This window comes from Pseudorhodoferax sp. Leaf265 (assembly GCF_001422365.1).
GTDB lineage: Bacteria > Pseudomonadota > Gammaproteobacteria > Burkholderiales > Burkholderiaceae_C > Pseudorhodoferax.
In genome coordinates this window covers 38,421-63,926 of the sequence record NZ_LMMT01000017.1, presented here as the reverse complement: position 1 = coordinate 63,926, position 25,506 = coordinate 38,421, and the positions used below count along the sequence as shown (strand labels likewise).

26 protein-coding genes are annotated in these 25,506 nt (G+C 72.1%); 10 read left to right on the top strand and 16 right to left on the bottom strand.

Features of this window, described 5'->3' with window-relative positions; genetic code table 11:
* Positions 1-25: 25 nt before the first annotated feature.
* Positions 26-1,042 carry a hypothetical protein gene (locus tag ASF45_RS16900; protein WP_056664957.1) on the bottom strand — a complete coding sequence of 339 codons (1,017 nt, stop codon included), beginning with the start codon at positions 1,040-1,042 and terminating at the stop codon, positions 26-28.
* Entirely contained in the window at positions 1,039-1,659 is a 621-nt protein-coding gene (locus ASF45_RS16895) for a sigma-70 family RNA polymerase sigma factor (protein ID WP_056664954.1), read from the bottom strand. The genes ASF45_RS16900 and ASF45_RS16895 overlap by 4 nt, the downstream gene beginning before the upstream one ends.
* Before the next feature lie 124 nt (positions 1,660-1,783).
* Between ASF45_RS16895 and ASF45_RS16890 the strand changes: the two genes are divergently transcribed.
* Entirely contained in the window at positions 1,784-3,247 is a 1,464-nt protein-coding gene (locus ASF45_RS16890) for a VWA domain-containing protein (RefSeq protein ID WP_082551074.1), read from the top strand.
* A 31-nt stretch (positions 3,248-3,278) separates the two neighbouring features.
* On the opposite strand, the gene ASF45_RS16885 is transcribed toward ASF45_RS16890, so the two are convergent.
* The 4 genes from ASF45_RS16885 to ASF45_RS16870 all read right to left on the bottom strand — a co-directional run bounded on the left by ASF45_RS16885 (position 3,279) and on the right by ASF45_RS16870 (position 6,859).
* Positions 3,279-3,617, bottom strand: a complete 339-nt coding sequence (locus tag ASF45_RS16885; RefSeq protein WP_235580942.1) for a c-type cytochrome — start codon at positions 3,615-3,617, stop codon at positions 3,279-3,281.
* A 118-nt stretch (positions 3,618-3,735) separates the two neighbouring features.
* Positions 3,736-4,866 (bottom strand): CaiB/BaiF CoA-transferase family protein, encoded by a 1,131-nt coding sequence (locus ASF45_RS16880; RefSeq protein ID WP_056664944.1) that lies wholly within the window; start codon positions 4,864-4,866, stop codon positions 3,736-3,738.
* Complete coding sequence (locus tag ASF45_RS16875; RefSeq protein ID WP_056664941.1) at positions 4,863-5,873, bottom strand: NADPH:quinone oxidoreductase family protein; 1,011 nt, start codon at positions 5,871-5,873, stop codon at positions 4,863-4,865. The genes ASF45_RS16880 and ASF45_RS16875 overlap by 4 nt, the downstream gene beginning before the upstream one ends.
* Positions 5,870-6,859 (bottom strand): tripartite tricarboxylate transporter substrate binding protein, encoded by a 990-nt coding sequence (locus ASF45_RS16870; protein ID WP_056664938.1) that lies wholly within the window; start codon positions 6,857-6,859, stop codon positions 5,870-5,872. Before ASF45_RS16870 ends, ASF45_RS16875 begins: the two co-directional genes overlap by 4 nt.
* A 153-nt stretch (positions 6,860-7,012) precedes the next feature.
* On the opposite strand from ASF45_RS16870, the gene ASF45_RS16865 reads away from it, so the two are divergent.
* Positions 7,013-7,897, top strand: coding sequence for a LysR family transcriptional regulator (locus ASF45_RS16865; protein ID WP_056664935.1), 885 nt, complete (start codon positions 7,013-7,015; stop codon positions 7,895-7,897).
* A gap of 1 nt (position 7,898) precedes the next feature.
* Here ASF45_RS16865 and ASF45_RS16860 read toward each other — a convergent pair whose 3' ends face one another.
* Both ASF45_RS16860 and ASF45_RS16855 read right to left on the bottom strand, forming a co-directional pair.
* Positions 7,899-8,354 (bottom strand): nucleoside deaminase, encoded by a 456-nt coding sequence (locus tag ASF45_RS16860; protein WP_056664933.1) that lies wholly within the window; start codon positions 8,352-8,354, stop codon positions 7,899-7,901.
* A gap of 49 nt (positions 8,355-8,403) precedes the next feature.
* The gene (locus tag ASF45_RS16855; RefSeq protein ID WP_056664930.1) at positions 8,404-9,846 is read right to left on the bottom strand and encodes an iron-containing redox enzyme family protein; all 1,443 of its coding nucleotides are present in this window, start codon (positions 9,844-9,846) and stop codon (positions 8,404-8,406) included.
* 234 nt (positions 9,847-10,080) lie between these two features.
* Here ASF45_RS16855 and ASF45_RS16850 point away from each other — a divergent pair, with 234 nt between their 5' ends.
* Positions 10,081-10,464: a hypothetical protein gene (locus tag ASF45_RS16850; RefSeq protein ID WP_056664927.1), complete on the top strand. Its 384-nt coding sequence runs from the start codon at positions 10,081-10,083 to the stop codon at positions 10,462-10,464.
* 38 nt (positions 10,465-10,502) lie between these two features.
* Here ASF45_RS16850 and ASF45_RS16845 read toward each other — a convergent pair whose 3' ends face one another.
* The gene (locus tag ASF45_RS16845) at positions 10,503-11,189 is read right to left on the bottom strand and encodes a FadR/GntR family transcriptional regulator (protein ID WP_056664923.1); all 687 of its coding nucleotides are present in this window, start codon (positions 11,187-11,189) and stop codon (positions 10,503-10,505) included.
* Positions 11,190-11,393: 204 nt separating this feature from the next.
* On the opposite strand from ASF45_RS16845, the gene ASF45_RS16840 reads away from it, so the two are divergent.
* From ASF45_RS16840 to ASF45_RS16810, 7 genes are all read left to right on the top strand, one after another.
* Positions 11,394-12,590, top strand: a complete 1,197-nt coding sequence (locus ASF45_RS16840; protein WP_056664919.1) for a mandelate racemase/muconate lactonizing enzyme family protein — start codon at positions 11,394-11,396, stop codon at positions 12,588-12,590.
* A gap of 19 nt (positions 12,591-12,609) precedes the next feature.
* Positions 12,610-13,563 (top strand): 2-hydroxyacid dehydrogenase, encoded by a 954-nt coding sequence (locus tag ASF45_RS16835; protein ID WP_056664916.1) that lies wholly within the window; start codon positions 12,610-12,612, stop codon positions 13,561-13,563.
* 28 nt (positions 13,564-13,591) lie between these two features.
* A complete protein-coding gene (locus ASF45_RS16830; RefSeq protein ID WP_056664913.1) occupies positions 13,592-14,575 on the top strand; it encodes a tripartite tricarboxylate transporter substrate binding protein in 984 nt (327 codons plus the stop codon).
* An 85-nt stretch (positions 14,576-14,660) separates the two neighbouring features.
* Positions 14,661-15,224 (top strand): DNA-3-methyladenine glycosylase, encoded by a 564-nt coding sequence (locus ASF45_RS16825; protein ID WP_056664910.1) that lies wholly within the window; start codon positions 14,661-14,663, stop codon positions 15,222-15,224.
* Positions 15,221-15,979 (top strand): DUF72 domain-containing protein, encoded by a 759-nt coding sequence (locus ASF45_RS16820; protein ID WP_056664907.1) that lies wholly within the window; start codon positions 15,221-15,223, stop codon positions 15,977-15,979. Before ASF45_RS16825 ends, ASF45_RS16820 begins: the two co-directional genes overlap by 4 nt.
* A complete protein-coding gene (locus ASF45_RS16815) occupies positions 15,976-16,260 on the top strand; it encodes a DUF3253 domain-containing protein (RefSeq protein WP_056664904.1) in 285 nt (94 codons plus the stop codon). Before ASF45_RS16820 ends, ASF45_RS16815 begins: the two co-directional genes overlap by 4 nt.
* A 90-nt stretch (positions 16,261-16,350) precedes the next feature.
* Entirely contained in the window at positions 16,351-16,755 is a 405-nt protein-coding gene (locus tag ASF45_RS16810) for a hypothetical protein (protein ID WP_156473049.1), read from the top strand.
* Between the two features lie 15 nt (positions 16,756-16,770).
* Here ASF45_RS16810 and ASF45_RS16805 read toward each other — a convergent pair whose 3' ends face one another.
* From ASF45_RS16805 to ASF45_RS16775, 7 genes are read right to left on the bottom strand one after another with little or no spacing between them, the layout of a single operon-like run.
* The gene (locus tag ASF45_RS16805) at positions 16,771-17,766 is read right to left on the bottom strand and encodes a tripartite tricarboxylate transporter substrate binding protein (RefSeq protein ID WP_056664897.1); all 996 of its coding nucleotides are present in this window, start codon (positions 17,764-17,766) and stop codon (positions 16,771-16,773) included.
* 32 nt (positions 17,767-17,798) lie between these two features.
* Positions 17,799-18,962 (bottom strand): CaiB/BaiF CoA-transferase family protein, encoded by a 1,164-nt coding sequence (locus tag ASF45_RS16800; RefSeq protein WP_056664892.1) that lies wholly within the window; start codon positions 18,960-18,962, stop codon positions 17,799-17,801.
* Between the two features lie 35 nt (positions 18,963-18,997).
* Positions 18,998-19,795, bottom strand: a complete 798-nt coding sequence (locus ASF45_RS16795; protein ID WP_056664887.1) for an oxepin-CoA hydrolase, alternative type — start codon at positions 19,793-19,795, stop codon at positions 18,998-19,000.
* The gene (locus tag ASF45_RS16790; protein WP_056664884.1) at positions 19,792-20,931 is read right to left on the bottom strand and encodes an acyl-CoA dehydrogenase family protein; all 1,140 of its coding nucleotides are present in this window, start codon (positions 20,929-20,931) and stop codon (positions 19,792-19,794) included. Before ASF45_RS16790 ends, ASF45_RS16795 begins: the two co-directional genes overlap by 4 nt.
* Before the next feature lie 16 nt (positions 20,932-20,947).
* Complete coding sequence (locus ASF45_RS16785) at positions 20,948-22,144, bottom strand: acyl-CoA dehydrogenase family protein (protein WP_056664881.1); 1,197 nt, start codon at positions 22,142-22,144, stop codon at positions 20,948-20,950.
* Between the two features lie 10 nt (positions 22,145-22,154).
* Positions 22,155-23,342, bottom strand: coding sequence for an acetyl-CoA C-acyltransferase (locus ASF45_RS16780; RefSeq protein WP_056664879.1), 1,188 nt, complete (start codon positions 23,340-23,342; stop codon positions 22,155-22,157).
* Positions 23,343-23,371: 29 nt separating this feature from the next.
* A complete protein-coding gene (locus ASF45_RS16775; RefSeq protein WP_056664876.1) occupies positions 23,372-25,489 on the bottom strand; it encodes a 3-hydroxyacyl-CoA dehydrogenase NAD-binding domain-containing protein in 2,118 nt (705 codons plus the stop codon).
* Positions 25,490-25,506 lie beyond the last annotated feature (17 nt).

Here is a 25,506-nt window from a genome sequence, read left to right as displayed (position 1 = left end):
GCACAAGGCCGCGCGGCGCGGCCTGTCATGGCGCCAGCGCGTCCCGGATCCGCTGCGAGGTGGCCGGTTCGACGCGCGCGGCAAAGGCGCGTGGGAGCCGGTCGCCGGCCGGCGCCCAGCGCATGCTGTAGGCACCCAGTTCGAGCTGGCCCAGCGCGGCACCGCCCTCGTGCAGCAGCGTGATGCGCGCCAGCACTGGATCGTCGGCCGGCACGGCCGTGGCACCCGTGCGCAGCAGGCCGTCGATGGCCTGGAGCACGTCCGCAGGCAGGCTGCCGCGCGCACGCGCAGGGGCGGGCTGCTGTTGCAGCGCGGTCCAGCCGAAGGCATCCAGGGCTGCGGCAGGCGCGGGCCTGGCCAGGGGCGGCGCGGCGGTGGGGCGCGACGGGCCGGCGGCGAGCGCGCGGCTGGCCCTGGAGGCGGCGATGCCCGCAGGGCCTTGCCCCGCAGGCGGAGCCGACGCGGACTGCGCGTCGTCGGCCTCGGCGCGGGGCGACGGCGCCCGCGCGCGCAGCGTGGCCTCGGCCGGCGGCGGCACCGACACGGATGGCGCCGGTGGCGCGGCGGGCTCGGCCTGCGGCAGGGCGGGCGCCGGCTGCGGCCGTGCCGCGCGCGGGGCTGGCTGCGCCTTCTCGTGTGCCTGCGGCACCGCGCCGGCGGCTGTCTGCTCGGCTGGCGCCGTGTTTTCCTTGCGCTCGGGAGCTTCCCGCGTGACGGGCGCCGGCACGGCCGGTGCCGGGCTCTGCACATCCGGCGCGGGGCCGGGCACATCGCGTTCCCACCACAGGCCCGCCACCACGCAGGCCACCAGCACCGTGGCGAAGCCCGCGTTCCAGGGCCGGCGGGGGCCGGCCAGTGCCCTTGCGACCCGTGTCCACCAGGGTCGGGGTGCGACGGGCGCCGGTGCGGCCACCGCCGCGTGGGCATGGCGCAGGATGGCCGCGCGCGTGGCCTCGGCCGGCGCGGCCTGCGCATCGGGCGCGTGCGCCAGCGCGTGGCGCAGGCGCGCATCGCGCAGATGGGTGGGACGGGGGGCGTTCACCGGGCGGCTCCGCTGGGCGCCAGGTAGTGCTGCATGCAGCCCCGCAGCTTGGCGAGGGCGTAGCGCAGCCGGCTCTTGGCGGTCTCGAACCCCAGGCCCAGGCGTTCTGCCAGGTCTTCCACGCTGGCGCCGTCTTCGTGGTGCAGCAGAAAGGCGGCGCGCTGGGCGTCCGGCAGCGCGTCCAGGCAGTGCAGCAGCTGGCGGCCGGCGGCGCGCCAGTGGGCCAGGTCGTCGGCCGGCGGATGGGCCAGGTCCAGCGCCTCCTGCAGCCATTCCATGGGGTCGTCGCCTTCGGTGGAGGCTTCCTCCAGGCTCTGCTCGCGGCCGCTCGTGCGCAGCCGGTCCATGGCCAGGTTGTGGGCGATGGTGAAGGCCCAGGTGCGCCAGCCGGCGCGGTCGGCGTCGAAGCTGGCGCGGGCCCCGATGATGCGCATCCAGGTGTCCTGGAACACCTCGTCGGCCTGCGCGGCGAGCCGCGTGCCGAGCAGGCGGCGCACGAAGCGCAGCAAGGCGGCCTCGTGGCGTGCGTAGAGCTGGTCGAAGGCGGCGCTGTCGCCGCCCGCATAGGCCTGCATCAGCACCTCGTCTGGCAGGTCGTGGTGGCTGCGCTGAAGCATCGATGGATTCTCACACCACCTTCTACGGCGCAGCCGCGCGCATGGGGTTAGCGTGGGGTGTGGATCGCAACCCCGCGGCCGCTGCCGGGCCGTACACAGGGCATCGCAACCACCGGAGCCACCGATGCCCCAAGCCTTCGTCCCTCGCCTGCAGCGCCTTCATCGCCCCGTGGCGGCGCTGCTGTGCGCCCAGCTCATGCTCTCGGCCTGCGCCGCCCAGGTCCCGGGCCGCGATCTCTGGCCGCAACCGGCGGGGCAGCCGGTGGCGGGGGGCGCGGGGCCGGCCCAGCCGCCCGACTTCGCTCCGCTGCAGGTGCGCCCGAACTTCCGCGCGCCGAGCGCCGCCCATTGCGCCCGGCCGCCGCAGATGCGCGAGGTACTGGGCCGTGGCGATGGACAGGAGATGGCCTCGTCCAAGGCACTGTCGCGGCCGCGGCTGGCGGCGGCCTTGTCCAAGACCGCACCGGCCGCCGCCGCCGAGTCCGCCATGGCCGACCGTGCGGAAGCCGCGCCGCCGCAGGGCGCTGGCGGCGCGGAGGTGGCGGCGCTGCAGCGCCAGCGCGACCCGGGTCCGGTGACGGCCGGCGTGGTCGACGACAACGCCGACTTCGCCGAGTACCTGGCCTTCCGCGCCCGCACCCCGGTCGCGCACCGCGCCCTGGACATCCGCGAGCGCTACCTGCTGCAGGTGCGCGACGGCCAGGGCCGCGCGGTGGCCGATGCCGAGGTGCTGGTGCGCTCGCCGCAGGGCCAGGCGGCCTGGGCCCGCACCGACAGCGCCGGCAAGGTCTGGCTGCACCCCGACGCCTTCGACGACCGGCAGTCCCGCGTCTACGAGGTGACGGCCCGCCGCCACGGTGTGGAGAGCCGCGGCTACCTGCAGCGTGGCCGCAAGAGCGCGCTGGAGCTGCGGCTGGACGCGGGCGCGCCACAGGAGCGTGCACGGCTGGACCTGGTCTTCCTCGTCGACGCCACAGGCTCCATGGGCGACGAGATCGGCAAGCTCAAGGCCAGCCTGCGCAGCATCGCCGACGAGGTGGCGGGCCTGCCGAGCCGGCCCGACCTGTGCTTCGCGCTGGTGGCCTACCGCGACCAGGGCGACGCCTTCGTGCTGCGCAGCCACGACTTCACGAACGACCTGGGCGCATTCCAGCGCGTGCTGGACCGCCTGCAGGCCGACGGCGGCGGCGACTACCCCGAGGCCATGAACGAGGCCTTGCACGAGACCGTGCACCGCCTGGCCTGGCGCGGCGACGGCGCCACGCGCATGGTGCTGTTGCTGGCCGACGCACCGCCGCACCTGGACGACGGCGGTCTGCAATACGACCAGGACCTGCAGGCGGCGCTGGGCAAGGGCATCAAGGTCTTCAGCGTGGGCGCCAGCGGGCTGGACAAGCAGGGCGAGTACATCCAGCGCCAGATCGCGCAGTACACCGGTGGCCGCTTCGTGTTCCTGACCTATGCGGACGCGGAGCGGCCCGCCAGCGGCCCGGGCCGCGAGACCGTGCACGATGTGCGCAACTACTCGGTCCAGACGCTGGACCGCCTGATCGTGCGGCTGGTGCGCGAGGAACTCGGGGCGCTGTAGGTGGCCGACGCGCCGGTGGTCCCGGCCGCGCTCAGTGCGCGGGCGGCAGGGCCAGCACCCAGCCGGCCAGCGCGCTGGCCTCGGCGGCGCTGACCTGCGGTTGGCGCGGCATGATGACATTGCCCCAGGTGCCGACGCTGCCCTGCATGATCTTCGCGCTGAGGCGTGCCGTGGCCGTGGCATCGCCGCGGTAGCGGTCGGCCACCTGCTGGAAGCCGGGCCCGACGAACTTCGTCACCATGCCGTGGCAGCGCATGCAGCCGCGTTCCTGGCTCAGCTGCGCCACGCCGCCGGCCTCGTTGCCGCAGCCGCTCGACCCGAGCGCGGCTGTGGCAAGGAGGAGCGCCCAAGGTGGGCGAAGGTTCGGCATCTGAGGGCTTGGTTGGGGCGGTGGACGGTGTGCGCCGCCGAACGCGGCGCGCGCGGGCCGGATTCTCGCCCCGAGCGCCGCACGGCTCCGGTTCGGCACCGGGCCGCCCCGGCCGGCATCAAACCGCGATGCCGAACTCCGCCAGCACCGCGTGCGTGTGCTGGCCCAGCAGCGGTGCCGCGCCTTGGGGTGCGCGCCCGGCCTGGCCCGGCATGTTGGGCCAGTCCAGCCGGCCCAGGCCCGGCACCTCGAGCGGCGCGAACACGCCCGCATGGCGCGCCTGCGCGCTGTACGGCAGGTCCTGCGGGCGCGCGGCGCGTGCGTGCAGCACGTCATGGCGGCGCAGCAGCGCTTCCCAGTCGGCCACCGTCTGCGTGGCGATCTGGCTGGCCAGCACGCCGTTGAGCTCGGCCGCGCGCGGGATGCGGCCCGCGCTCGTGGCCAGGTCCGGGTCGGCCAGCCAGTCGTGGCGCTCCAGCGCCTCGGCCAGGCGGCGGAACATGGCGTCGTCCAGCATGCTCACGTAGAGGTGGCCGTCGCTGGCACGGAACAGGCCGGTGGGCACGTTGAAGGCGGCCGCTTCCGCCTCTGGGAACATCGCAGCGTCCAGCACCAGGTAGCTCTGCAGTGCGGCGGCGGTCTCCAGCATCGAGACCTGCACATGCCGGCCCTGGCCCGTGCGCGCCGCGCGCACCAGTGCGGCCATGGCGTTCTGCGCGGCCTGCAGGCCGGTCGCGATGTCCACCAGGAACAGGCCGATGCGGCGCGGCGCGCCCGTGGCGTCGCGGTTCAGGTGCATGAGGCCCGTGGCGGCCTGCATGGTGGTGTCCAGCGCCGGCAGCTGGGCGTCGGGGCCGGTCGCGCCGTGGCCCGAGATCGACACGTAGACCAAGCCCGGCCGTTGCGCCGCGAGTTCGGCGTAGCCCACGCCCATGCGCTCGACCACGCCGGGGCGGTAGTTCTGCACCACCACGTCGGCCTGCGCGGCGAGCTGGCGCAGCGCGGTGCGGCCAGGCTCGGTGCGCGTGTCCAGCACCACGCTTTCCTTGCCCAGGTTGTAGGCGATGGAGATGGCCGTGTGGCCGGCGCGCGCGCGGCCCATCTGCCGGCTCCAGTCGCCCTGCGGCGGCTCGACCTTGATCACGCGCGCGCCCTGCTGGCGCAGCAGCAGGCCGCAGTGCGGGCCGGCGATGCCCTGGGAGAGGTCGAGCACGGTCAGGCCGTGCAGCGGGAGGTCTTCTGCGGTCATAGATCGATGATGACTTTGCCGATGGCGCGGCGCGACAGCGTGGTGTCCAGCGCCGCATGCCAGTCGGCCAGCGGGAAATGCTGGGTCTGCGGCAGCGCCATGCGCCCTTCGGCCACGTTGGCGAGCAGCTTGGCGACCAGCGCCTGTACCTTGGGCGCATAGCGGCGGCGCTCGTCGGTCAGGCCCCAGCCGATGTAGTAGCCGTAGTTGAAGCCGATCACGCTGAGGTTCTTGACCAAGAGCAGATTGGCCGGTGCGCTCGGGATGGTGCCGCTCGCGTAGCCGATGCTCAGGATGCGCGCCTCGGGCGCGGTGCAGCGCAGCGAGGCGTCGAACAGCGCGCCGCCCACGGGGTCGAACACCACGTCGGCGCCGCGCGGGCAGACCGCCTTGACGGCGGCCGCCAAGGTCTCGGCATCGCCGGCCAGCGCGTGGTGCGCGCCCAGCGCCAGCGCGGCGGCGCGCTTCTCGGGCGTGCTGGCCGTGGCGATGACCTGCGCGCCCATGAGCCGACCGATGTGCACGGCCGCCATGCCCAGCGCGCCGGCGGCGCCGTGCACGAGCAGCGTCTCGCCGGCTTGCAGCGCGGCGCGCCACTGCAGTGCGGCCCATGTCGTGCCGTAGGTGATGGGCAGCGCCGCGGCCTTGGCCAGCGGCACGGCATCGGGTAGCGGGTAGACCGTGTCGGCCGCGATCACGGCCTCCTCGGCGAACGCGCCCCAGTCCAGGGCGGCCATCACGCGCTGGCCGGGTTGCAGCTGCGTCACGTCCGGTGCCACCTCCAGCACCTCGCCCGCGGCTTCGGTTCCGGGCGTGAAGGGCAGGGGTGGTTTGCGCTGGTAGGTGCCGGCCACGAACAGGCTCACGGCGAAGCCCACGCCGGCATGGCGCACGCGCAGCCGCACCTGGCCCGGGGCCAGCGGCTGGTGCGGCAGCTGTTTCAGCGCGAGTTCGCTCCAGTGGCCGAAGCGGGTGCAGAGCAATCCGGTGTAGGTCGACGAGGTCATTCGATCTTGATGTTGAGCTCGCGCACGAAGCGCGACCATTTGTCGAGGTCGCCGCGCAGCACGGCGTCGAACTCCTGCGGCGTGTTGCCGATGGGCACCAGGTTCAGCTCGCGCATGCGCCTGTCGATCTCGGGCAGCCGCACGATGCGCGCCACCTCCCTGGACAGCGCCGCGGCGCGTTCCGGCGGCACGCCGGCGGGCATCAGCAGGCCCATCCAGGCGTCCGGCTCGAAGCCCTTGTAGCCGTTCTCCAGGAAGGTCGGCACCTCGGGCAGCAGGGCCGAGCGCTGCGCCCCGGCCATGGCCACGGGCACCAGCTTGCCGCTCTGCAGCAGCGGCTTGGCCGTGCCCACGGCGATCAGGCCGATCTTGACGTGGCCGGCCGCGAGGTCCGTGGCCAGCGGCGCGCCGCCCTTGTAGGGCACGTGCACCATGTCCAGCCCGGCCTCGCGCTTGAACAGCTCGCCCAGGATGTGGCCCGTCGTGCCCATGCCGTAGGAGCCGTACGGGTACTTGCCCGGGTTGGCCTGCACGAGCTTGACGAGTTCGGGCAGCGTGCGCGCCGGGAAGTCCGGCGAGACCGCGAGGATGGTGGACGAGGCCGCCACCTCGCTGACGGCCGTGAAGTCCTTCACCGGGTCGTAGCCGATGTTGGGGAACAGCGGTGGGTTCTGCACATGGGCCGTGAAGGTCAGGAGCGCCGTGTAGCCGTCCTTGGGCGCCTGGGCCACGAACTTGGTGCCCGTGGTGGTGCCGGCGCCGGGCTTGTTGTCGACGATGACGGGCTGGCCCCAGGCCTTGGTGAGTTCCTGGCCCAGCAGGCGGGCCACGGCGTCGTTGACGTTGCCGGCCACCGAGGGCACGACGATGGTCAGCGGCTTGCTGGGGTAGGGCGCGTTGTCGGACGCGTGGGCCCATTGCGGGATCGGCAGGGTTGTCGCGAGCAGCAGGGCAGCGCCCAGAAGGCGCCGGTGGATGTTGGGCATGGCTTGTCTCCTTGGTGTCTGTCGGTCGGTCCGTGCCCGGGCCGCCGGCTTGCGGGGCAGTTTAGGATCGCCGCCCGGTCCCGCTCAATTCCTGCCGGGCCGATTCCGATGCCCGCCGGGAATCGCCGGCAGCACCCACCGCGCGGAGGAGACATGCGGCTCGAAGACCTGCAGGCGTTCCTGCAACTGGCCGAGCACGGCAACCTGCACCGTGCGGCGGACGCCCTGGGCGTCACGCAGTCGGCGCTGTCCAAGACGCTGGCGCGGCTGGAAGCCGGATCCGGCCTGCGGCTCGTCGAGCGCAGCGGCCATGGCGTGGTGCCGACGCCCGCAGGCCTGTCGCTCAAGGCGCATGCGCAGCGCGTGCTGCTGGCCATGGGCGACCTGCGCGGCGACCTGGCCGAGCAGCGCCAGGCCCGCGCGGGCGCCGTGCGCGTGGGCGTGCTGCCGCACCTGATGTCCACGCTGCTGTCGCCGCTGCTGGCGCGCTTCGTCGCGCAGCGGCCGCTGGCCCAGTTCAGCATCGAGACGCAGCTCAGTGCGCGGCTGCTGGAGCTGCTGCAGCGCGCCGAGGTCGACCTGGTGCTGGCCGCGCGCCCCGACCGCGTGCCGCGGGATCTGGACTGGCGCCCGCTCGGCCCGCTGGACTTGCGCGTGGCCCTGCGCAGCCGCCACCCGCGCCGCGCGCAGCTGCGCGCGCTGGCCGACCTCACGGCCGAGCGCTGGGCGCTGCCGGCCAGCTCGCTCTACCTGCGCCACTGGCTGGACGAGCGCTTCACCGAGGCCGGCCTGCCGCCACCGCGCGTGGCCGTGGAGAGCACGGCCTCACCCTCGGCCTTCGCTGAACTGCTGCGCCAGTCCGATCTGCTGGGCGTGATGCCCGCGCAACTGCTGCAGCAGCCCGAAGGCCACGGCCTGATGGCGCTGCCCGGCGATGCGCTGCTGTGGCGGCGCGAGCTCGGCGTGTTCTGGCGCGCGGCGGGCTATCTGTCGCCGGTCTGCGCCGACTTCCGCGACGCGGTGGTGCAGGGCGGCTGAACTACGCGAGCACGGCCAGCGCTTCGTCCAGCAGCAGCGGCCCTTCGACCGTGACAGCCGGCTGCGCGGCGGCCAGCGTGTCCGCGCAGCCCAGGCCCAGCAGCGGGCCGCCCAGGCGCGCTTCCATCTCGTCCAGCGGTGCGCCGAACACGATGCGGGCCACGCCGGCCCAGAACATGGCGCCTGCGCACATGGCGCAGGGCTCGCCACTGGCGTAGACCGTGGCGCCGCGCAGCGCGTCCGGGCCCAGGGCCGCGCAGGCCTCGCGCAACAGCACGAGTTCGGCATGGGCGCTGGGGTCGCCGGCCGTGTGCTGGCGGTTGCGTGCTGTCCATACGGCCTGGCCGTCGCGGGCCAGCACGGCGCCGAAGGGCATGTCGCCGGCGGCGCGTGCGGTGCGTGCCGCCACGAAGGCGCGGCGCAGGTGGTTGGAGTCGTCGTCGTGCAAGGTGCGCATGGCGCGATGGTAGAGCGGCAGCCCACCCCCACGCGCGCCGTGGCAGGCCTCAGCCGCGCAGGCTGGCGACCAGCGCGCGCGTGGCGTCCAGGCCTTGCGGCGTCCAGTGCGCGCCAGGTGCCAGCAGATGCGGCTCCGCGCCCTGTGCGGGTGGCCCCTCGGTGCCGAGGCTGGCGCGCAGGCGCTGCGCGGCCCGGAAGCTCGGCGTGCGCGCCGTGCCCTGTGCGGGCGCGTCGTAGCGGCGGCCGTCCGCTGCAGCGGGGCCGCGGATCCAGTCGAACAATGCCTGCAGCTCGTAGTCGCTGAACACGCCGAACATCTCGGCGCGTTCGCCCACCAGCAGCTGCCAGAAGCGGCTATGTGCGGGTTCCGCGCCCGGCACGATCCAGCCTTTGCGCACCAGGGCCTGCAGGAATTCCCCGACGCGCGCAGGCTCGCTGAGCCAGGCGTTCACGGTGCGGCCCTCGATGCGGCAGTAGTCCGAGTGCGCGCCAGCTCCCGCGGCGCTCTTGGCGATGAAGATGCGCAGCACCTCGGCATCGAGGTCGAAGCCGGCGATCACGCTGTTCGTCCCCAGGCCCAGGTCGTTGAGCCGGTAGCCGCGGCGCACGCGCTCCCAGTAGCGGCCGGCGTCCGCGAAGCGCGCGGCGTTGAGCGCCACCGCGTCGATGGCCTTGCGCGCGTGCCCGCTGTCGGCGTTGTCCACGGTCACGTGCAGCGTGAAGTAGTACGGGTCCAGGCCCAGTTCATTGAGCTCGTACGCGGTGATCAACAGGTGCAGCGGCAGCTGCTCGTAGCCCAGGTTGAAGCCGATCACCTCGGGCAGCATCTGCTCGGTCGTGTGGCCCAGCGCCAGCTGGATGGCGCCCTGCTCGAAATGCTCGTCACTGAGGTGCGTGCCCTCGTTCAGCCCATGGGCGCGCAGCAGCTCGCGGTACAGCAGCACATGGTTCTTGCTGGCATCGCCGTTGCCGAGTTCCTCGAGGTAGGTCTGCGCCAGGCCGGCCATGCGCGGGTCGCGCGCATGGCGCGTGCAGCCGAACAGCCAGGAGCCGTCGACCAGCTTGGTCGGCGCCACAGCTTGCAGGAAGTACAGCGCGTGCGTGCGGTTGGAGAAAAAGCGGCGCGGCGCACCGGCGCGGCGCTGCGCCAGATAGTCCTGGTAGGCATCGGTGGCCTTTTTCGCCGAGGCCGTCATCCAGCCGACCAGTCCCTCGGGCGAGTCCGGCAGGTCGTCCGGCTGGCTCGCCACGGCATCGAGCGCATCGCGCAGCAGCGCCAGCGAACGGCGCTGCGCCGCCAGCCGGTCGGTGGCGGGGTGTACGAGTTCCTCGTACACGGCCCGGTACGAGCTGGCGCGCGCAGGCGCCAGTGCGTGGCCGATGCTGGCGGGGTAGCGGTCGTCGGAACAGGGATAGGCCTGGCGCGGCAGGGCGGTGGGCGTCGCTGCATGGGCCGGCTCTGCCAGGGCGGATGTGTTGGTGGGGTGCATGCTGCAAGCGTGCCGATGCGCCGGTGCCGTCGCGCGAAGGCGTTGCCACATGTGGACGTGGGACGGCATCCGGCGCGGGCAGGCCTGCCGTCCGACGCGGCCAGACCTGCGTTCGGAGGTCCCAGCCTGGCACGCAGGCGGCGACGGCGTCTTCTCCGACAAGGCAACGGCCGCATGGCAGCGCGCGGCGGGTCCCTGTTCCGTTCACAGTGGTCGCGACCTTGGAGATCAACCATGCACGACACCTTCGACCAACTCGACCACCGCACCGGCCAGGCATCGGGCCTGAAGCAGCAGGTGCGCGACATCATCGACTACGACGATGCGCGCGACAGCGCACCGCAGGAACATGCGGCCACGCTGCTCGGCGCCGGGGCGTTCGCACTGTGCGCCCTGCGTGCGCAGAGCCGGCTGGGTGCCGTGCTGCACGCCATGCTGGCCGGGGCCTTGCTGTTCCGCGCCGCGTCCGGCCGCGATGGCCTGCGCCGCTGGGCCGGGGCCGCGCCGGCCCGCCCGGCAGAGCCGGCCCACCGGGCCAGGGCTGCGCAGGCGCGGGACTGGCGCACGTCCGGACCCTTGGCATCTGATCCCGATCCGGACGGCATCGGGGCGCCGTGAGCCGCTGCTGCCGCGCTGGCTGAGCCAGGCGTGCGCCTTCAGCCCTGCCGCGGGAACAGCCGCGCGATGCCGCTGCGCAGGTGCTGCGTCATGGCTTCGCGCGCGGCCACTGCATCGCGCGCCGCAATGGCTTCGTCGATGCGCAGGTGCTCGGCGCGCACGTCGCGCCAGCGGTGGATCATGGGCTGCGGCGACAGCTCACGCACGAGGCGGATTGCCACGCGCGTGTGCGCCATGAGTGCGGCGATGGTCATGACCAGGTAGCGGTTCTCGCTGGCCCTGGCGATGGCGGCGTGGAAGGCAATGTCCTCTTCGATGCCGGGCTCGCCGCGCTGCGTGGCGGCCTCCATGGCCTTGCGCCGCGCCGTGACGGCCGCGCGCCGCCGTGCGTCGCGACTTTGCGCCGCAAGCGCAGCGCTCTCGCCTTCGAGAATGCAGCGGAACTCCAGAAAGCTGCGCACGTCGGGGATGCCCTGGATCGGCCCGTAGTCGATGCTCTTGAGCGCGGGCTCCTCGCCAACGAAGTGGCCCGCGCCGTGCGCGGCCGTCACTCGGCCCTCGGCACGCAAGCGGGCCAGAGCCTGGCGCACCACGGGCCGCGACACGCCGAAGCGCTCGGCCAGCGCATGCTCTCCGGGCAGCCGGTCGCCAGCGGCCAGCTTGTCGTGGCGGATCAGCGCCAGCACGTGGTTGTAGACGGTGTCGGTCAGCAGGGGGGCAGGCACGGCGGGGCTTGCGCAGGAGTTGTCAGCGCACTATAGCAACTTGTCTGACAACTCGCGGCTCAAATTGACATGTCGTGTCGCGCGCACCGACGATGCGCATCCGCGGAACAACACGCCGGCCGACGCCACGTCCTTGCAGGCCAAGGAATCCACACGCTGGCAGACGTCCGTCGACAGCCGCACGATCACCGCTGACGGAACCCCATGACCACCATCCGTGCCCTGCGCACCTACCGCCTGCCCGAACGCCCCAGCCTGATCTGGCTGGAACTGGAGACCAGCGACGGCCTCGTCGGCCTGGGCGAGACCTTCCGCGGCGCCGCCACCGTCGAAACCTGCCTGCACGAAGAGCTCGCACCCTTCCTGCTGGGCCGCGACGCGCGCCACATCGAAGGCATCTCGCGCCACCTGCTCACGCCCTACGTGGGCTACAACAGCTCGGGCACCGAAGTGCGCGCGGCCAGCGCGGTCGACATCGCGCTGTGGGACCTGGCCGGCCAGCGCCAGGGCGTGCCCGTGTACCAGGCCCTGGGCGGCGGTGCGCGTGCCAGCGTGCCGGTCTACAACACCTGCGCGGGCTACGCCTACAACACCACGGGCAAGCGCCGCGACATTGGCGCAGGCGACGAGGCCGCCGGCCCCTACGACGACCAGGTCGCGTTCATGCGCGATGCCGGGGCGCTGGCCAAGAGCCTGCTCGCCGAGGGCTACAAGGCCATGAAGATCTGGCCCTTCGACATCTACGTGCCTTCCAGCGGCGGCAACCTGATCACGCTGGCGGACCTCGAGAAGGGCCTGCGGCCCTTCCGCCAGATCCGCGAGGCCGTGGGCAACCAGATCGAGGTCATGTGCGAGCTGCACAGCCTGTTCGGCGGTCACGCGGCGCTGCGCATCTGCCAGGCGCTGGAGGAGTACGACGTGTTCTGGGTCGAGGATCCGCTGGGCAAGATGGACGACGTGGCGGGCCTGGCCGACCTGCGCCGGCGCACGCGCGTGCCGATCTGCGGCAGCGAGACGCTGGGCGGCCTGCGGCCCTTCCGCGACCTGCTGGCCGGCGACGCGCTCGACGTGGTCATGCTGGACCTCTCTTGGTGCGGCGGCATCACCGAAGGCCGCAAGATCGCGGCGCTGGCCCAGGCCTACAACCGGCCGCTCGCGCCGCACGACTGCACCGGCCCCGTGACGCTGATGGCCGGCCTGCACATGGCGCTGCACGCGCCCACCGCCATCTACCAGGAGGTGGTGCGCGCCACGCTGGCCACCTGGTACCGCGACATCGTGACCGGCCTGCCCGTGATCGAGGATGGCCTGGCCCAGCCGCCGGCCGCGGCCGGCCTGGGCACGCGGCTGCAGGACGCCTTCAAGCAACAGGCCGGCCTCATCGTGCGCGAGAGCCGCTGAGCCTTCATACGAGACACCCATGCTGATCAAGATCGTCGGACTCCATGCCCCCAACGCGCCGCGCCTGCGCGCGCTGCTGGGCGCCGCGCACGCGGTGCAGGCGCTCGATGCCTTCCCCGCCCAGGGCGAGATCGCGGCCGACGTGGTCATCGCCAACGCCATCGATGCCGACGCCGCCGTGCGCCTGCGTTGCCGCCTCGTGCATGTGCCGGGCGCCGGCGCCGAGCAGGTCGCGCTGCCCGCGCTGCCGGCCGGCACCACGGTCTGCAACGTGCACGGCCACGAGGTGCCGATTGCCGAGTTCACGCTGCACGCCATCCTGGAGCACTGCCTGCAGCTCTGGCAGTACCCGGCGCGGCTCGATGCCGAGGCCTTTGCCGAGGTCTACGCCGCACGGCCGCAGCATGGCGAGGCGGCGGGGCGGACCGTGGTCATCGTCGGCTTCGGCCACATCGGCCAGGAGATCGCGCGCCGCGCGCGCGCCTTCGGCATGCAGGTGCTCGCCGTCACGCGCAGCGGCCGGCCGCACGACCTTGCGGACGAAAGCGTGGCCGTCGCCGCGCTCGACGGCGTGCTGCCGCGCGCCGACGTGCTGGTGCTGGCCTGCCCCCTGGACGAGGGCACGCGCGGCCTGGTCGGCGCACAGCAGTTGGCGCTGCTGCCGGCCGGCGCGCTGCTCGTCAACGTGGCGCGCGCCGAGGTCGTCGATGAAACAGCGCTGTACGAGGCCTTGAAGACCCAGCGTCTGGGGCGCGCCGCACTTGATGTCTGGTACCAGTACCCCAAGAAGGGCCAGCCGCCCGTCGCGCCCTCGCGCCACCCGATCCAGGCGCTGCCCAACGTGCGCGCGACGCCGCACATCTCGGCCATCACGCCGGCGCTGCTGGCGCGGCGCTACGGCTTCATGGCCGACAACATCGCGCGGCTGGAACAAGGGCAGCCGCTGCGCAACGTGATCCACCCCGCCACCTGAGACACCACACCCACCACCGGAGACAAGCATGGCATCCAAGACCCTCACCCTTTCCCGCCGCGCACTCGGCATCGCCGCCACGGCCCTGCTGGCCTGCGCCGCATGGCCCGGCCACGCGCAGGACTATCCGAACAAGATGATCCGCATCATCGTGCCCAACCCCGCGGGCGGCACCTCGGACGTGCTGGGCCGCCTGCTCGCCAAGGAACTCGGCGAGACGCTCAAGCAGCCCGTCATCGTGGAGAACAAGGCCGGCGGCAACGGCCACATCGGCGCGTCCTTCGTGGCCAAGTCCGCGCCCGACGGCTACACGCTGCTGCTGATGGACATGAGCAACGCCACCATCGGCCCCAGCGTGGCCCAGCTCAACTACAACCCGCTCAAGGAGCTGACGCCCGTCACCATGCCGGCCTATTCGCCGCACCTGCTGGTGGTGCGCCAGGACCTGCCGGTCAAGAACATCGACGAGCTGGCCGCCTACGCCAAGAAGTCGGGCAAGCCGATCAGCTTCGGCACGCCGCTGGCGTCCATCAGCCAGCTGGCCGGCATCCTGCTGGCGCAGAACAAGGGCTTCGAGTTCAACGTGATCGGCTACAAGGGCGGCGCCCAGGCGCTGGCGGACCTGGCCGGCGGGCAGATCGACAGCGCCATGGCCAGCGTGCTGGCGACCAACCCGCTGGTGCAGGGCGGCAAGATCAAGGCCATCGCGGTGACGAGCGCCAAGCCCTTCGCGGCCACGCCGGGCGTGCCCACGGTGGCCTCGCAGATTCCGGACTTCGTGACCGGCTCCTGGCAGGGCCTGCTGGCGCCGGCCGGCACGCCGCCCGCGGTGCTGGACAAGCTGCAGGCCACGGTCCAGCAGATCGTGGCGCGGCCCGACGTGGCCAAGCGCCTGGCCGAGCTCGGTTCCGAGCCTTCGGACATGAGCCGCCAGCAGATGGCCGAGTGGATGCAGGTGGAGACCGTGCGCTGGGCCAAGGTGGTCAAGGACAACAACATCAAGGCCGAGTAGGGCACCAACGCGCAGCACGCGCGGCGACGCGCGTGCACGGCGGTGGCTGACGCGCGCGCCGTTGGACCGTGCTTAGCATGCGGCCATGCCAGCCGCTGCCGCGCTCGATTTCCAGGGCTCGTCCGTCGACCTCGCCCGCGCCCTGATCGGCGCGGTGCTGCTCGTCGACGGTGTCGGCGGCCGCATCGTGGAGACCGAGGCCTACGACGCCGAGGATCCGGCCTCGCACAGCCACCGCGGACCCGATCCGCGCAACGCCAGCATGTTCGGCCCGCCCGGCCATGCCTACGTGTACCGCTCCTACGGCATCCACTGGTGCCTCAACCTGGTCTGCCGCGAGGCCGGCCATGGCGCCGGGGTGCTGGTCCGCGCGATCGAACCCACGCACGGCCAGGAGCGCATGCGTGCGCGCCGCGGACCGGTCGCCGACTTGCTGCTGTGCGCCGGCCCTGGCCGTGTGGGGCAGGCGCTGGGCATCACGCGCGCGCACGACGGCCTGCCGCTGGACCGGGCGCCCTTCGCACTGCGGTCCGCGCCGCAGCCGGTGGAGGTGATCGTCGGCCCGCGCATCGGCATCTCCAAGGCGCAGGAGATGCCGTGGCGCTTCGGGCTGCAGGGCTCGTGCTTCGTGAGCCGGCGCTTCCCATGAACCCGCAGACGCTGCGCATCGGCACGGCGGGCTGGAGTGTTCCGCGCGCGGTGGCCGAGCGCTTCGCCGGCGAAGGCAGCCACCTGGCGCGCTACGCCCGGGTGCTCGGCTGCGCGGAGATCAACACTTCGTTCTACCGCAGCCACCGGCCCGAGGTCTATGCGCGCTGGGCCGCGCAGACGCCGCCGGGCTTTCGCTTCGCCGTGAAGCTGCCGCGCGCCATCACGCACGAAGGGCGGCTGCGTGCCGCGCGGGCGCCGCTGGAACGCTTCCTCGCCGAGGTGGCAGGCCTGGGCGACCGGCTGGGCGTGCTGCTGGTCCAGCTGCCGCCCTCGCTGGCCTTCGAGGCCCGGCCTGTGGGCACGTTCTTCCGCCTGCTGGCGCGCCTGTTCGACGGCGCGGTGGTCTGCGAGCCGCGCCACGCGAGCTGGTTCGAGGCCACGGCCGACCGCGCGCTGGTGCGTTGGCGCGTTGGCCGTGTCGCGGCCGATCCGGCGCGCTGGCCAGCGGCTGCCGTGCCCGGCGGCTGGCTGGGGCCGGCGGGTGACGGCGCGGGCGCCGTGCTGTACCACCGCTGGCACGGATCGCCGCACACCTACTGGTCGGCCTATGGCGACGACTGGCTGCAGGCCCGTGCGGCCGAACTGGCGCACTGGCCGGCCGGCGCCGAGCGCTGGTGCATCTTCGACAACACGGCATCGGGCGCTGCGGCGTCCGATGCGCTGCGCCTGCAGGCCTTGGCGGGCGGGCCATGACGGACGCCGCGGTCGAGCGCTGCATCTTCGATCTGCTGGCCGCCCGCAGGCCCGGTGCCACGGTGTGCCCGTCCGAGGTGGCGCGCACGCTGGAGCCGGAGGGCGCGCGCTGGCGCGGCCTGATGCCGCAGGTGCGTGGGGTGGCACAGCAGCTGGTGCAAGCGGGGCGGCTGCACGTGACGCGCGGCGGTGTGCCGGTGGACGCGACGGCGCTGGGTGGCCCGATCCGTCTGGGCCTGCCACCTGCGCACGGCATGGCCGCTGACGGCCCGCGGCGGTGACGCCCCGCAGCCGCCGTGCCGGTGTACGCGTCCACTAACCTGGCGCTGAAATGGCCCGCCGGGCCGACCACGCACACCACGGAGAAGCCCATGGAACCGAATGTCGATGTCCGAGCTGCCACGCCGGTCGCTGTGCCGCCACAGCCGGAAAAGATGGTGGCCGTGCAGCTGGAACTCTCGCAGGCCGAGGCGGAGCAGCTGCGCGCGCGGGGCGGCAGTGCCTGGGTGTGCGCCCGGCTGGCGGAGGCCGACGGGAAGCCTGCCGCCGCGCGCGAACCATCCGACAGCGACTACCTGGTCGGCCTCGCCCAGGCGCTGTTTCCGCTGCCGGTGTCAGGCAGCGCGGTGCGCCTCGTCGACGTGCTGCGCAAGCAGGGCATGGTGGAGGCGGCCGTGACCTACGACGACGGCCGCGGCGAAGGCGACCGCGCCATCGTCGTCGACATCACCTCACTGGGCCGGGCAGAGATCGAGCGGCTGCGCCGCATGCGCTGAGCGCATGCCGTCGGCTCAACTGCCGGCGATGCCTTTTTCTTTGATGAGCGTGCCCCACTGCTGGTCGTCGCTGCGGATGCGCGCGGCCGTGTCGGCCGGCGACTGCCACGCCGCGAAGGTGCCGGCAGTCTTGAGCTTGTCCTGCACCATGGGGTCGGCCAGTGCCTGCTTGAGCGCATCGTTGAGCGTCTTGACCACGGCCGCCGGCGTGCCGGCCGGGGCCAGCAGGCCGCCCCAGGACACGGCCGAGAAGCCCGGGAAGCCCTGCTCGGCCACCGTCTTCACGTCGGGCAGGAAAGGCACGCGCTGGGGCGAGCCGACCGCGATGGCGCGCAGCTTGCCGGCCTGGATGTGCGGCAGCGCAGCGACCATGTCGGCGTACATCACGGGCACCTGGCCGCCCAGCAGGTCGGTGATGGCCGGCACGCCGCCCTTGTAGGGCACGTGCGTCATGTCGAAGCCGCCCTGGATCTTGAGCAGCTCCATGGTCAGGTGGCCGAAGCTGCCCTGGCCCGAGCTCGTGTAGTTCAGCGGCGGCTTGCTGGCCTTGGCCTTGGCGATCAGCTCCGGCAGCGTGCGCACGTCGGGCAGCTGCGTGGGGTTGACCACCACCACGATGGGCAGGTCGTAGGTCGTCCCCACGGCCGTGAAGTCCTTGTTGATGTCGAACTTGACGGCCGGGTACAGGTGCGGCGCCAGCAGCGTGGGCGTGGCCAGCATCATGAGGCTGTGGCCATCGGCCGGCATGCGCGCCAGGGCGGTTGCGGCGATGGAGCCCGAGGCGCCGGGCCGGTTCTCCACGATGACGGTCTGCTTGAGGATCTCGCCCAGCTTCTGGCCCACGATGCGCGAGGCGGTGTCGGTCGGCCCGCCGGGCGGGAACGGCACGTACAAAGTGATGAGCTTGCTCGGGAAGCCCTGGGCCCGGCCGGCCAGTGGTGCCAGCGCGGTGCCGAGGGCCAGGGCCGTGAGGCTGCGGCGGGTGAGGGTGGGACGTTGCAGATCGGTCATGCAGAACAATGGGTCGAGGAAGAAGAGGCGGCTCAGCCGAGCCAGTCGCGCAGCACGGTGTCGCGGTCGGCACCGAGCTGCGGCGGCGCAAGGCGCACCGGCAGGCGCTCGCCGTCGATGCGGTAGGGCGGGGCCAGCACCTGGGTCGTGCCGGCCACGGGGTGCGGATGCTCGGTGACCAGCCCGCCTTCCTGGGTGCGCTGCGAGGTCAGCGCCTGGTGCAGGCCCAGCACCTCGCCGCAGGGGATGCCGGCCTTGGTCATGGCGGCGACGAGCTGGTCGCGCGGGCGGCTGCCGATCTCCTTGTAGAGCTCGGGCAGCAGCGCGGCGCGGTTCTGGCCGCGGCCCAGGTTGGTCTTGAAGCGCTCGTCGGCCGCCAGGTCGGGGCGCTGCAGCGCGTCGATGCACAGGCGCTCGAACTGCGCGTTGTTGCCCACGCTGATGATGACCGGGCCGTCCGCCGCGTCGAACACGCCGTAGGGCACGATGGACGGGTGCGCGTTGCCGTACTTGGGCGGGTCCTCGCCCAGGTGCAGCGCCTCCAGGCCGCTGTAGGCCGTGATCATGAGGCCGCAGTCGTACAGCGCCATCTCCACATGGCGGCCGGTGCCGGTCTTCTCGCGCTGGTAGAGCGCGGCCAGCACGGCCTGGGCGCTGGCCATGCCGGTCATGAGGTCGACCGCGGCGATGCCGAACTTGAGTGGGCCTTGGCCCTCTTCGCCATTCATGGCCATGATGCCGGCCTGGCCCTGGATCACGAGGTCGTAGCCCGGGCGCTTGGCCTCGGGGCCGCCGCGGTTGTAGCCCGTGACCGAGACATAGACCAGGCGCGGGTTGATGGCGCGCAGCTGCTCGTAGCCCAGGCCCATCTTCTCCATGCCGCCGGTCTTGAAGTTCTGCACCAGCACATCGGCCTTGGCCACCAGCTGGCGCGCCATGTCCTGGCCCTCGGGCGTGGCCAGGTCCAGCGCGATGGACCGCTTGTTGCGGTTCATGCTGTTGAAGTAGGTGGTCTCGGTCTTGCCGACGCGGATGCCCCAGTCGCGCGTGTCGTCGCCGCGCTGGGGATGCTCGATCTTGACGACGTCGGCGCCGAAATCGCCGAGCACCTGGGCGCACAGCGGCCCGGCCAGCACGCGCGAGAAGTCGAGCACGCGCACGCCGGCCAGCGGCAGTCCAGGGGAGGTAGCGGTCATGGGAACAGTCTCCGTTCGTTGTGGATGCGCGATTGTCAGCGCCGGCGCAGCGCGGCGAAGTCCGCTTTGCGCTTGCCAAGGAAGGCGCCGATGCCCTCCTGCGCTTCGTCGTCGCCCTGGCTCTCGACCATGGAGGCGGCTTCCAGCTCCAGCTGTTCGTCCAGCGTGCGCGCGTGCGCGCCGCGGCACAGCGCCTTGATGCGCGCGCTGGCGCGGGCCGGGCCTTCCGCCAGCTGCGCGCCGAGCGCGATGGCAGCGGCCTCGGCCTGGCCCGCATCGACCAGGCGGTTGACGGCGCCCAGCGCATGCAGGCGTTCGGCCGTGACGCGCTCGCCCGTCAGGCACAGCTCGGTCAGCAGCTGGCGCGAGACGAACTCGGCGAGGAAGGAGGTCAGCCCCCCGTCGGGCGTGAGGCCGACCTTGATGTAGGTGGCGCTGAAGAAGGCCTCGCGCGAGGACACGAGCAGGTCGCAGGCCAGCGCCACCGACAGGCCGGCGCCGGCCGCGCCGCCTTCGACGGCCGCGATCACGGGCTTGGAACTGTCGCGCAGCCGGCGGACGAAGCCGTGCAGCAACTCCAGCCGCTCGCGGCGCTCGTGCGGAGCCATGTCGCGGCGCGTGATGAGCTGGTTCAGGTTGCCGCCGGCGCAGAAGAAGTTGCCCGCGCCGGTCAGCACCACGGCGCCGATGGTGGGGTCTGTTTCTGCGTCGGCGAGTGCCTGGGTGGCGGCCGTGTAGAACTCGGCCGACAGCGCGTTGCGCGCGGCCGGGTTGTTGTTGACCAGGACCAGCACGGCGCCTTCGCGGCGCGTGAGCAATGCGTCGGACGTCATGCGGCCTCCCGGCCCAGCGCGATGTAGCGCTCCAGGTGGAAATCCTCGTCGCCGAGCTGGTGGTCGATCATCACGAGGCGCTTGGCGTAGTGCGCCAGCGGCAGCTCCCAGGTCATGCCGATGCCGCCGTGCAGCTGGATGGCTTCCTCGGCCACGCGCGTGCCGATCTTGCCGACGCTGAACTTGGCGGCCGACAGCGCACGCTCGCGCGCGATGCGGTCGTCGCCATCGATCGCGGCGGCCGCGTTGATGACGGCCGAGCGCGCCTGCTCGACCTCGATCAGCAGGTCGGCCATGCGGTGCTGCAGGGCCTGGAAGCTGCCGATGGGCACGCCGAACTGCTTGCGCGTGCGCAGATACTCCAGCGTGTCGCGCTTGGCCACTTCCATCGCGCCCAGCGACTCGGCGGCCAGGGCCAGCAGGCCCCAGCCCGTGGCGTGTTCCAGCACGTCCGCTCCGGCGCCCTCGGTGCCCAGCAGCGCGTCGGCGCCGACCTGCACGTTCTCCAGAGTGACTTCGGCCGCGCGGCCACCGTCGATCTTGGCGTAGCCGCGCAAGGCGAGGCCCTCGGCACCGCCAGGCACCAGGAACAACGAGATGCCCTGGGCATCGTCGGCCTTGCCCGATGTGCGCGCGGACACCAGCAGCAGCCCGGCGCGCTGGCCCTGCTGCACCACGGCCTTGGCGCCATTCAGCACCCAGCCGCCCGCGTTCTTCTCGGCGCGCGTGGCGACCAGCGTGGGCTCGTAATGCGACCCGGGCTCATCGTGCGCGAGCGCAGCCACGGTGCTGCCGTCCACGAGGCCGGCGATGCGCTCCTGCTGCGCGGCGTTGCCGGCCTGCGCGATGGCGCGGCCGACCACGAGCGCGCCCAGGAAGGGCTCGACCACGAGGCCCTTGCCCAGGCTCTCGAAGACCACGGCCACGTCGAAGCCGCCGCCGCCGAAGCCGCCCACGGATTCGGGGAAGAGTGCGCCCAGCGCGCCGATCTCGGCCAGCTGGTTCCAGTGCTTGTCGCTGCAGCCGGCCTCGCTCCAGGCGATGTGGTCGCGCTCGACGAAGCCGTACTGCTCGGCCAGGTAGCGGTCCAGCGAGTCCGCCAGCATGCGGCGGTCTTCGGTGTGTGTGAAGTTCATGGTGTCGCTCCCCTGCTCAGAGCCCAAGAATCATCTTGGAGATGATGTTCTTCTGGATCTCGTTGGAGCCGCCGAAGATCGACAGCTTGCGGTAGTTGAAGTAGCTGGCCGCGGCCGTGGCGGCGGCCTCGGGGCCGAGCGGCTCGCCCGTGTAGCCCTCGTACTGCGCGGCCTCGATGTAGGGCGCGGCATACGGCCCCATGGCGCGGCGGATCAGCGAGAGCATCTCCTGGCGCAGCTCGGTGCCGCGGATCTTGAGCATGGAGCTTTCCGCGCCCGGCACAGCGCCGTGGGCCGTGGCCGACAGCACGCGCAGGTTGGTGGTCTTCATGTTCTCCAGGTCGATCTCGACGCGGGCCATGCGTGCGGCGAAGAGCGGGTCCTGGTCCAGCGGCTTGCCGTTCTTGCGCACCTTGGCGGCGATGACCTTGAGCTTTTCCATCGTGGCCACGCAATAGCCCACGCCCGCGATGCCGGTGCGCTCGTAGGTCAGCAGGTACTTGGCATAGGTCCAGCCCTTGTTTTCCTCGCCGACCAGGTTCTCCACGGGCACCTTCACGTCGGTGAAGAACACCTCGTTGACCTCGCGGTCGCCGTCCAGCGTGCGGATCGGGCGCAGCTCCACGCCGGGCGCCTTCATGTCCATGAGCAGGAAGCTGATGCCCGACTGGGCCTTGGCCTCGCGGTCGGTGCGCACCAGGCTGAAGATCTTGTCGGCGTGCTGGCCCTGGGTGGTCCAGGTCTTCTGGCCGTTCACGATGTAGTGGTCGCCCTGGCGCACGGCCGTGGTCTTGACCGAAGCCAGGTCCGAGCCGGCGCCGGGCTCGCTGTAGCCCTGGCACCACCAGTCTTCGCCACTCAGGATGCGTGGCAGGTAGTGGTCCTTGTGGGCCTGGCTGCCGTACTTGATCAGCACCGGGCCCAGCATGCTCACGCCGAAGGGCACGATGCGCGGGCCGCCGGCCAGGCAGCACTCGGTGTCGAAGATGAACTTCTCGACGGCCGTGAAGCCCGGGCCGCCGTACTGCTTGGGCCAGTGGTAGGCGAGCCAGCCGCGCGATTGCAGGATGGCGTGCCACTCTTCCTGGTCCTGCTTGGTCAGGCGCTGACCGGCCTTGGTCTTGGCGGCGATGCGTGCGGGCAGCTTGTTCGCAAGGAAGCTGCGCACCTCGTCGCGGAACGCGAGTTCCTCGGGCGTGAAGTTCAGGTCCATGGTGGGGTGCTCAGTAAATTTCGAAGAGGCCGGCGGCGCCCATGCCACCGGCGATGCACATGGAGACCACGGCGTACTTGGCCTTGCGGCGGCGGCCTTCCAACAGGATGTGGCCCGCCAGGCGTGCACCTGTCATGCCGAAGGGATGGCCGATGGAGATCGCGCCGCCGTTCACGTTGAGCTTCTCGTGCGGGATGCCCAGCTGCTGCTGGCAGTACAGGGCCTGCGAGGCGAAGGCCTCGTTGAGTTCCCACAGGTCGATGTCGTCCACCGTGAGGCCATGGCGCTTGAGCAGCTTGGGGATGGCGTAGACCGGGCCGATGCCCATCTCGTCGGGCTCGCAGCCGGCGACCGCGAAGCCGCGGAAGGCGCCCAGGGGCTTCAAGCCCAGGCGCTCGGCTTCCTTGGCCTCGACCACCACGCAGGCCGATGCGCCGTCGGAGAGTTGCGAGGCATTGCCGGCGGTGATGAACTGGTCGGGCGCGCGCACGGGCTGCAGCTTGGCCAGCGCCTCGTAGGTGGTGCCGGGGCGGTTGCAGTTGTCCACCGTGGCGGTCACTTCACGGTGCGTGACGGCCTTGGTTTCCTTGTCCGTGACGGCCATGGTGGTCGTGCAGGGCACGATCTCGTCGGCATAGATGCCGGTCTTTTGCGCCACCTCGGTGCGGCGCTGGCTCTCGGCCGAGAAGCGGTCCTGCGCTTCGCGGCTGATGTGGTAGCGCGCGGCCACGATGTCGGCCGTTTCGATCATGGCCATGTACAGCGCGGGCTTGTGCTCGACCAGCCAGGGGTCCAAGCCGGAGTCGCCGGCATCGGTGGCGCTGCGCGTGCGGATCTGCGAGATGCTTTCCACGCCGCCCGCCACGATGGCCGGGGCGCCGGCCACGATGGCACCGGCCGCGCTGGCGATGGCCTGCAGGCCCGAGGCGCAGAAGCGGCTCACGGTCTGGCCGGCGACCTCGAGCGGCAGGCCGGCGCGCAGCGCGACCTGGCGGCCGATGTTGCGGCCCGTCGTGCCCTCGGGGTAACCGGTGCCCATGATCACGTCCTCGATCAGCGCCGGGTCCAGGCCCGAGCGCTCGACCGCGGCGCGGACGGCGAAGGCTGCCAGCGTGGGGCCGGGCGTGATGTTGAATTCGCCGCGGTGCGACTTGGTCAGTGGCGTGCGGGCAGTAGAAACGATGACGGCTTCGCGCATGGGGGATGTCTCCGGTGGTGGTGTGGAAATCAGGACTTGTTGAGGCTCGCGAAATTGCGGCCTTCGGCGACGAGTTGCACCAGCAGCGGCGCAGCTTGCCAGAACAGCGGGTCTTCCTTGGCGAAGGTCCGGATGTCGTCCAGGATTTTCGGCAGGCCCACGGTGTCGGCGTAGTGCATGGGGCCACCGCGAAAGCGCGGGAAGCCGTAGCCGTACAGGAAGGTCACGTCCACGTCGAGCGGGCGAAGCGCGATGCCCTCGGCCACGACCTTGGCGCCCTCGTTGACCATGGCGGCCATGTAGCGGCGCATGATCTCTTCTTCGGTGAACTGGCGCGGCGTGATGCCGGCGCGCTGGCGCTCGGCGTCGACGATGGCCAGCACCTCGGGGTCTTCCACACCCGTGCGTGCGCCCTGCGGGTACTGGTACCAGCCGCGGCCGGTCTTCTGGCCGAACCAGCCGCGTTCGCAGATGCGGTCTGCCACCTGGACGTAGCGGGCTTTCGGATCACGCGTGGCGGCCTTGCGCTTGCGCGTGGCCCAGCCGATGTCGCCGCCGGCCAGGTCCGACACCTGGAACGGGCCCATGGGGTAGCCGAAGTTGCGCACGGCCGCGTCGATGGCGTAGGGCGATGCGCCGTCTTCCATGAGGTGGTCGGCGGCCTGGCGGTACACCGCGAGGATGCGGTTCCCGATGAAGCCGTCGCAGACACCCGCGCGCACCGGCACCTTCTTGAGCTTCTTGGCCAGCGCGAAGGCCGTGGCGACCACGTCGGCGCTGACCTTCGCGGGCACCACGATCTCCAGCAGCTTCATGATGTTGGCCGGCGAGAAGAAGTGCAGGCCGATCACGTCCTGCGGCCGGGAGATGCTGGCCGCGATGGCGTCGATGTCCAGGTAGGAGGTGTTGGTGGCCAGCACGGCGCCGGGTTTGCAGACGCGGTCGAGTTCCTGGAAGACGGCCTTCTTGACCTCGATGTCCTCGAACACGGCTTCGATGACCATGTCGACCTCGGCGAAGGCGGCGTAGTCGGTGGAACCGCTGAAGCGGGCCATGAGCTTGGCCTTGGCCTCGGGCGTCATGCGGCCCTTGGCGACGAGGCCGTCGTAGACCTTTTCGACATTGGCCTGGCCGCGTGCGATGGAGGCCGCGTCGCGCTCCACCATCACGACGGGCAGGCCGGCGTCCAGCGCGGAGACGGCGATGCCGGCACCCATGGTGCCGCCGCCCACCACGCCGATGCGGGCCAGGGCGCGCGGCTCGGCGGCTGCGGCCTCGGGCACCTTGACCACGTCGCGCTCGGCGAAGAAGGCGTGGATCAGGCCGGCGCGCTGCGGGCTGGCCAGGCATTGCATGAACAGCTCGCGCTCGTACTTCAAGGCCTCGTCGAAGGGCTTGTCGAGCGCGGCTTCCACCGCGTCGACGATGCGGTGCGGCGAGAACAGATTCTTCGCCTTTTTGCCCTGCTCGGCACGCGCGGCGGCAATGGCGGCGCGGCTGGCCTCCACATCGGCCAGGCCCGCGGCATCGCGCGAGCGGCGCGGGCCGGCGTTGGATGCCAGGAGTTCCTGCGCGTAGGCCAGGCCCTCGGCCAGCGTGTCGTCGCTCTGCGCCAGCCGGTCGACCAGGCCCAGCTTCAAGGCCTCGGCCGCGCCCACGTGGCGGCCCGTCAGCATGATGTCGAGCGCGGCGGCGGCGCCCACCAGGCGCGGCGCGCGCTGTGTGCCGCCCGCGCCGGGCAACAGGCCCAGCAGCACTTCGGGCAGGCCCAGCTTGGCGTTGGCCACGGCGATGCGGTAGTGCGCGGCGATGGCCACTTCCAGCCCGCCGCCCAGGGCGGCGCCGTGGATGGCGGCGATGACGGGTTTCTTCGAGGATTCGATGCGCTTGCAGACATCGGTCAGCAGGGGCGGCTGCGGCGGCAAGCCGAACTCGCGGATGTCGGCCCCCGCGATGAAGCTCTTGCCGGCGCCTACGATCAGCACGGCCGCCACGGCGGCGTCCGTCTCGGCGCGTTCCATCGCATCGGCCAGGCCGCGGCGCACGGCCGCGCCCAGGGCGTTGACGGGTGGGTTGTCCACGGTGACCAGCAGCACCTTGCCGTGCAGCTGCGTGCGCACCACCTGTTCGTCGGGCGAATTCGCCATGCCTTGTCTCCTAGCGT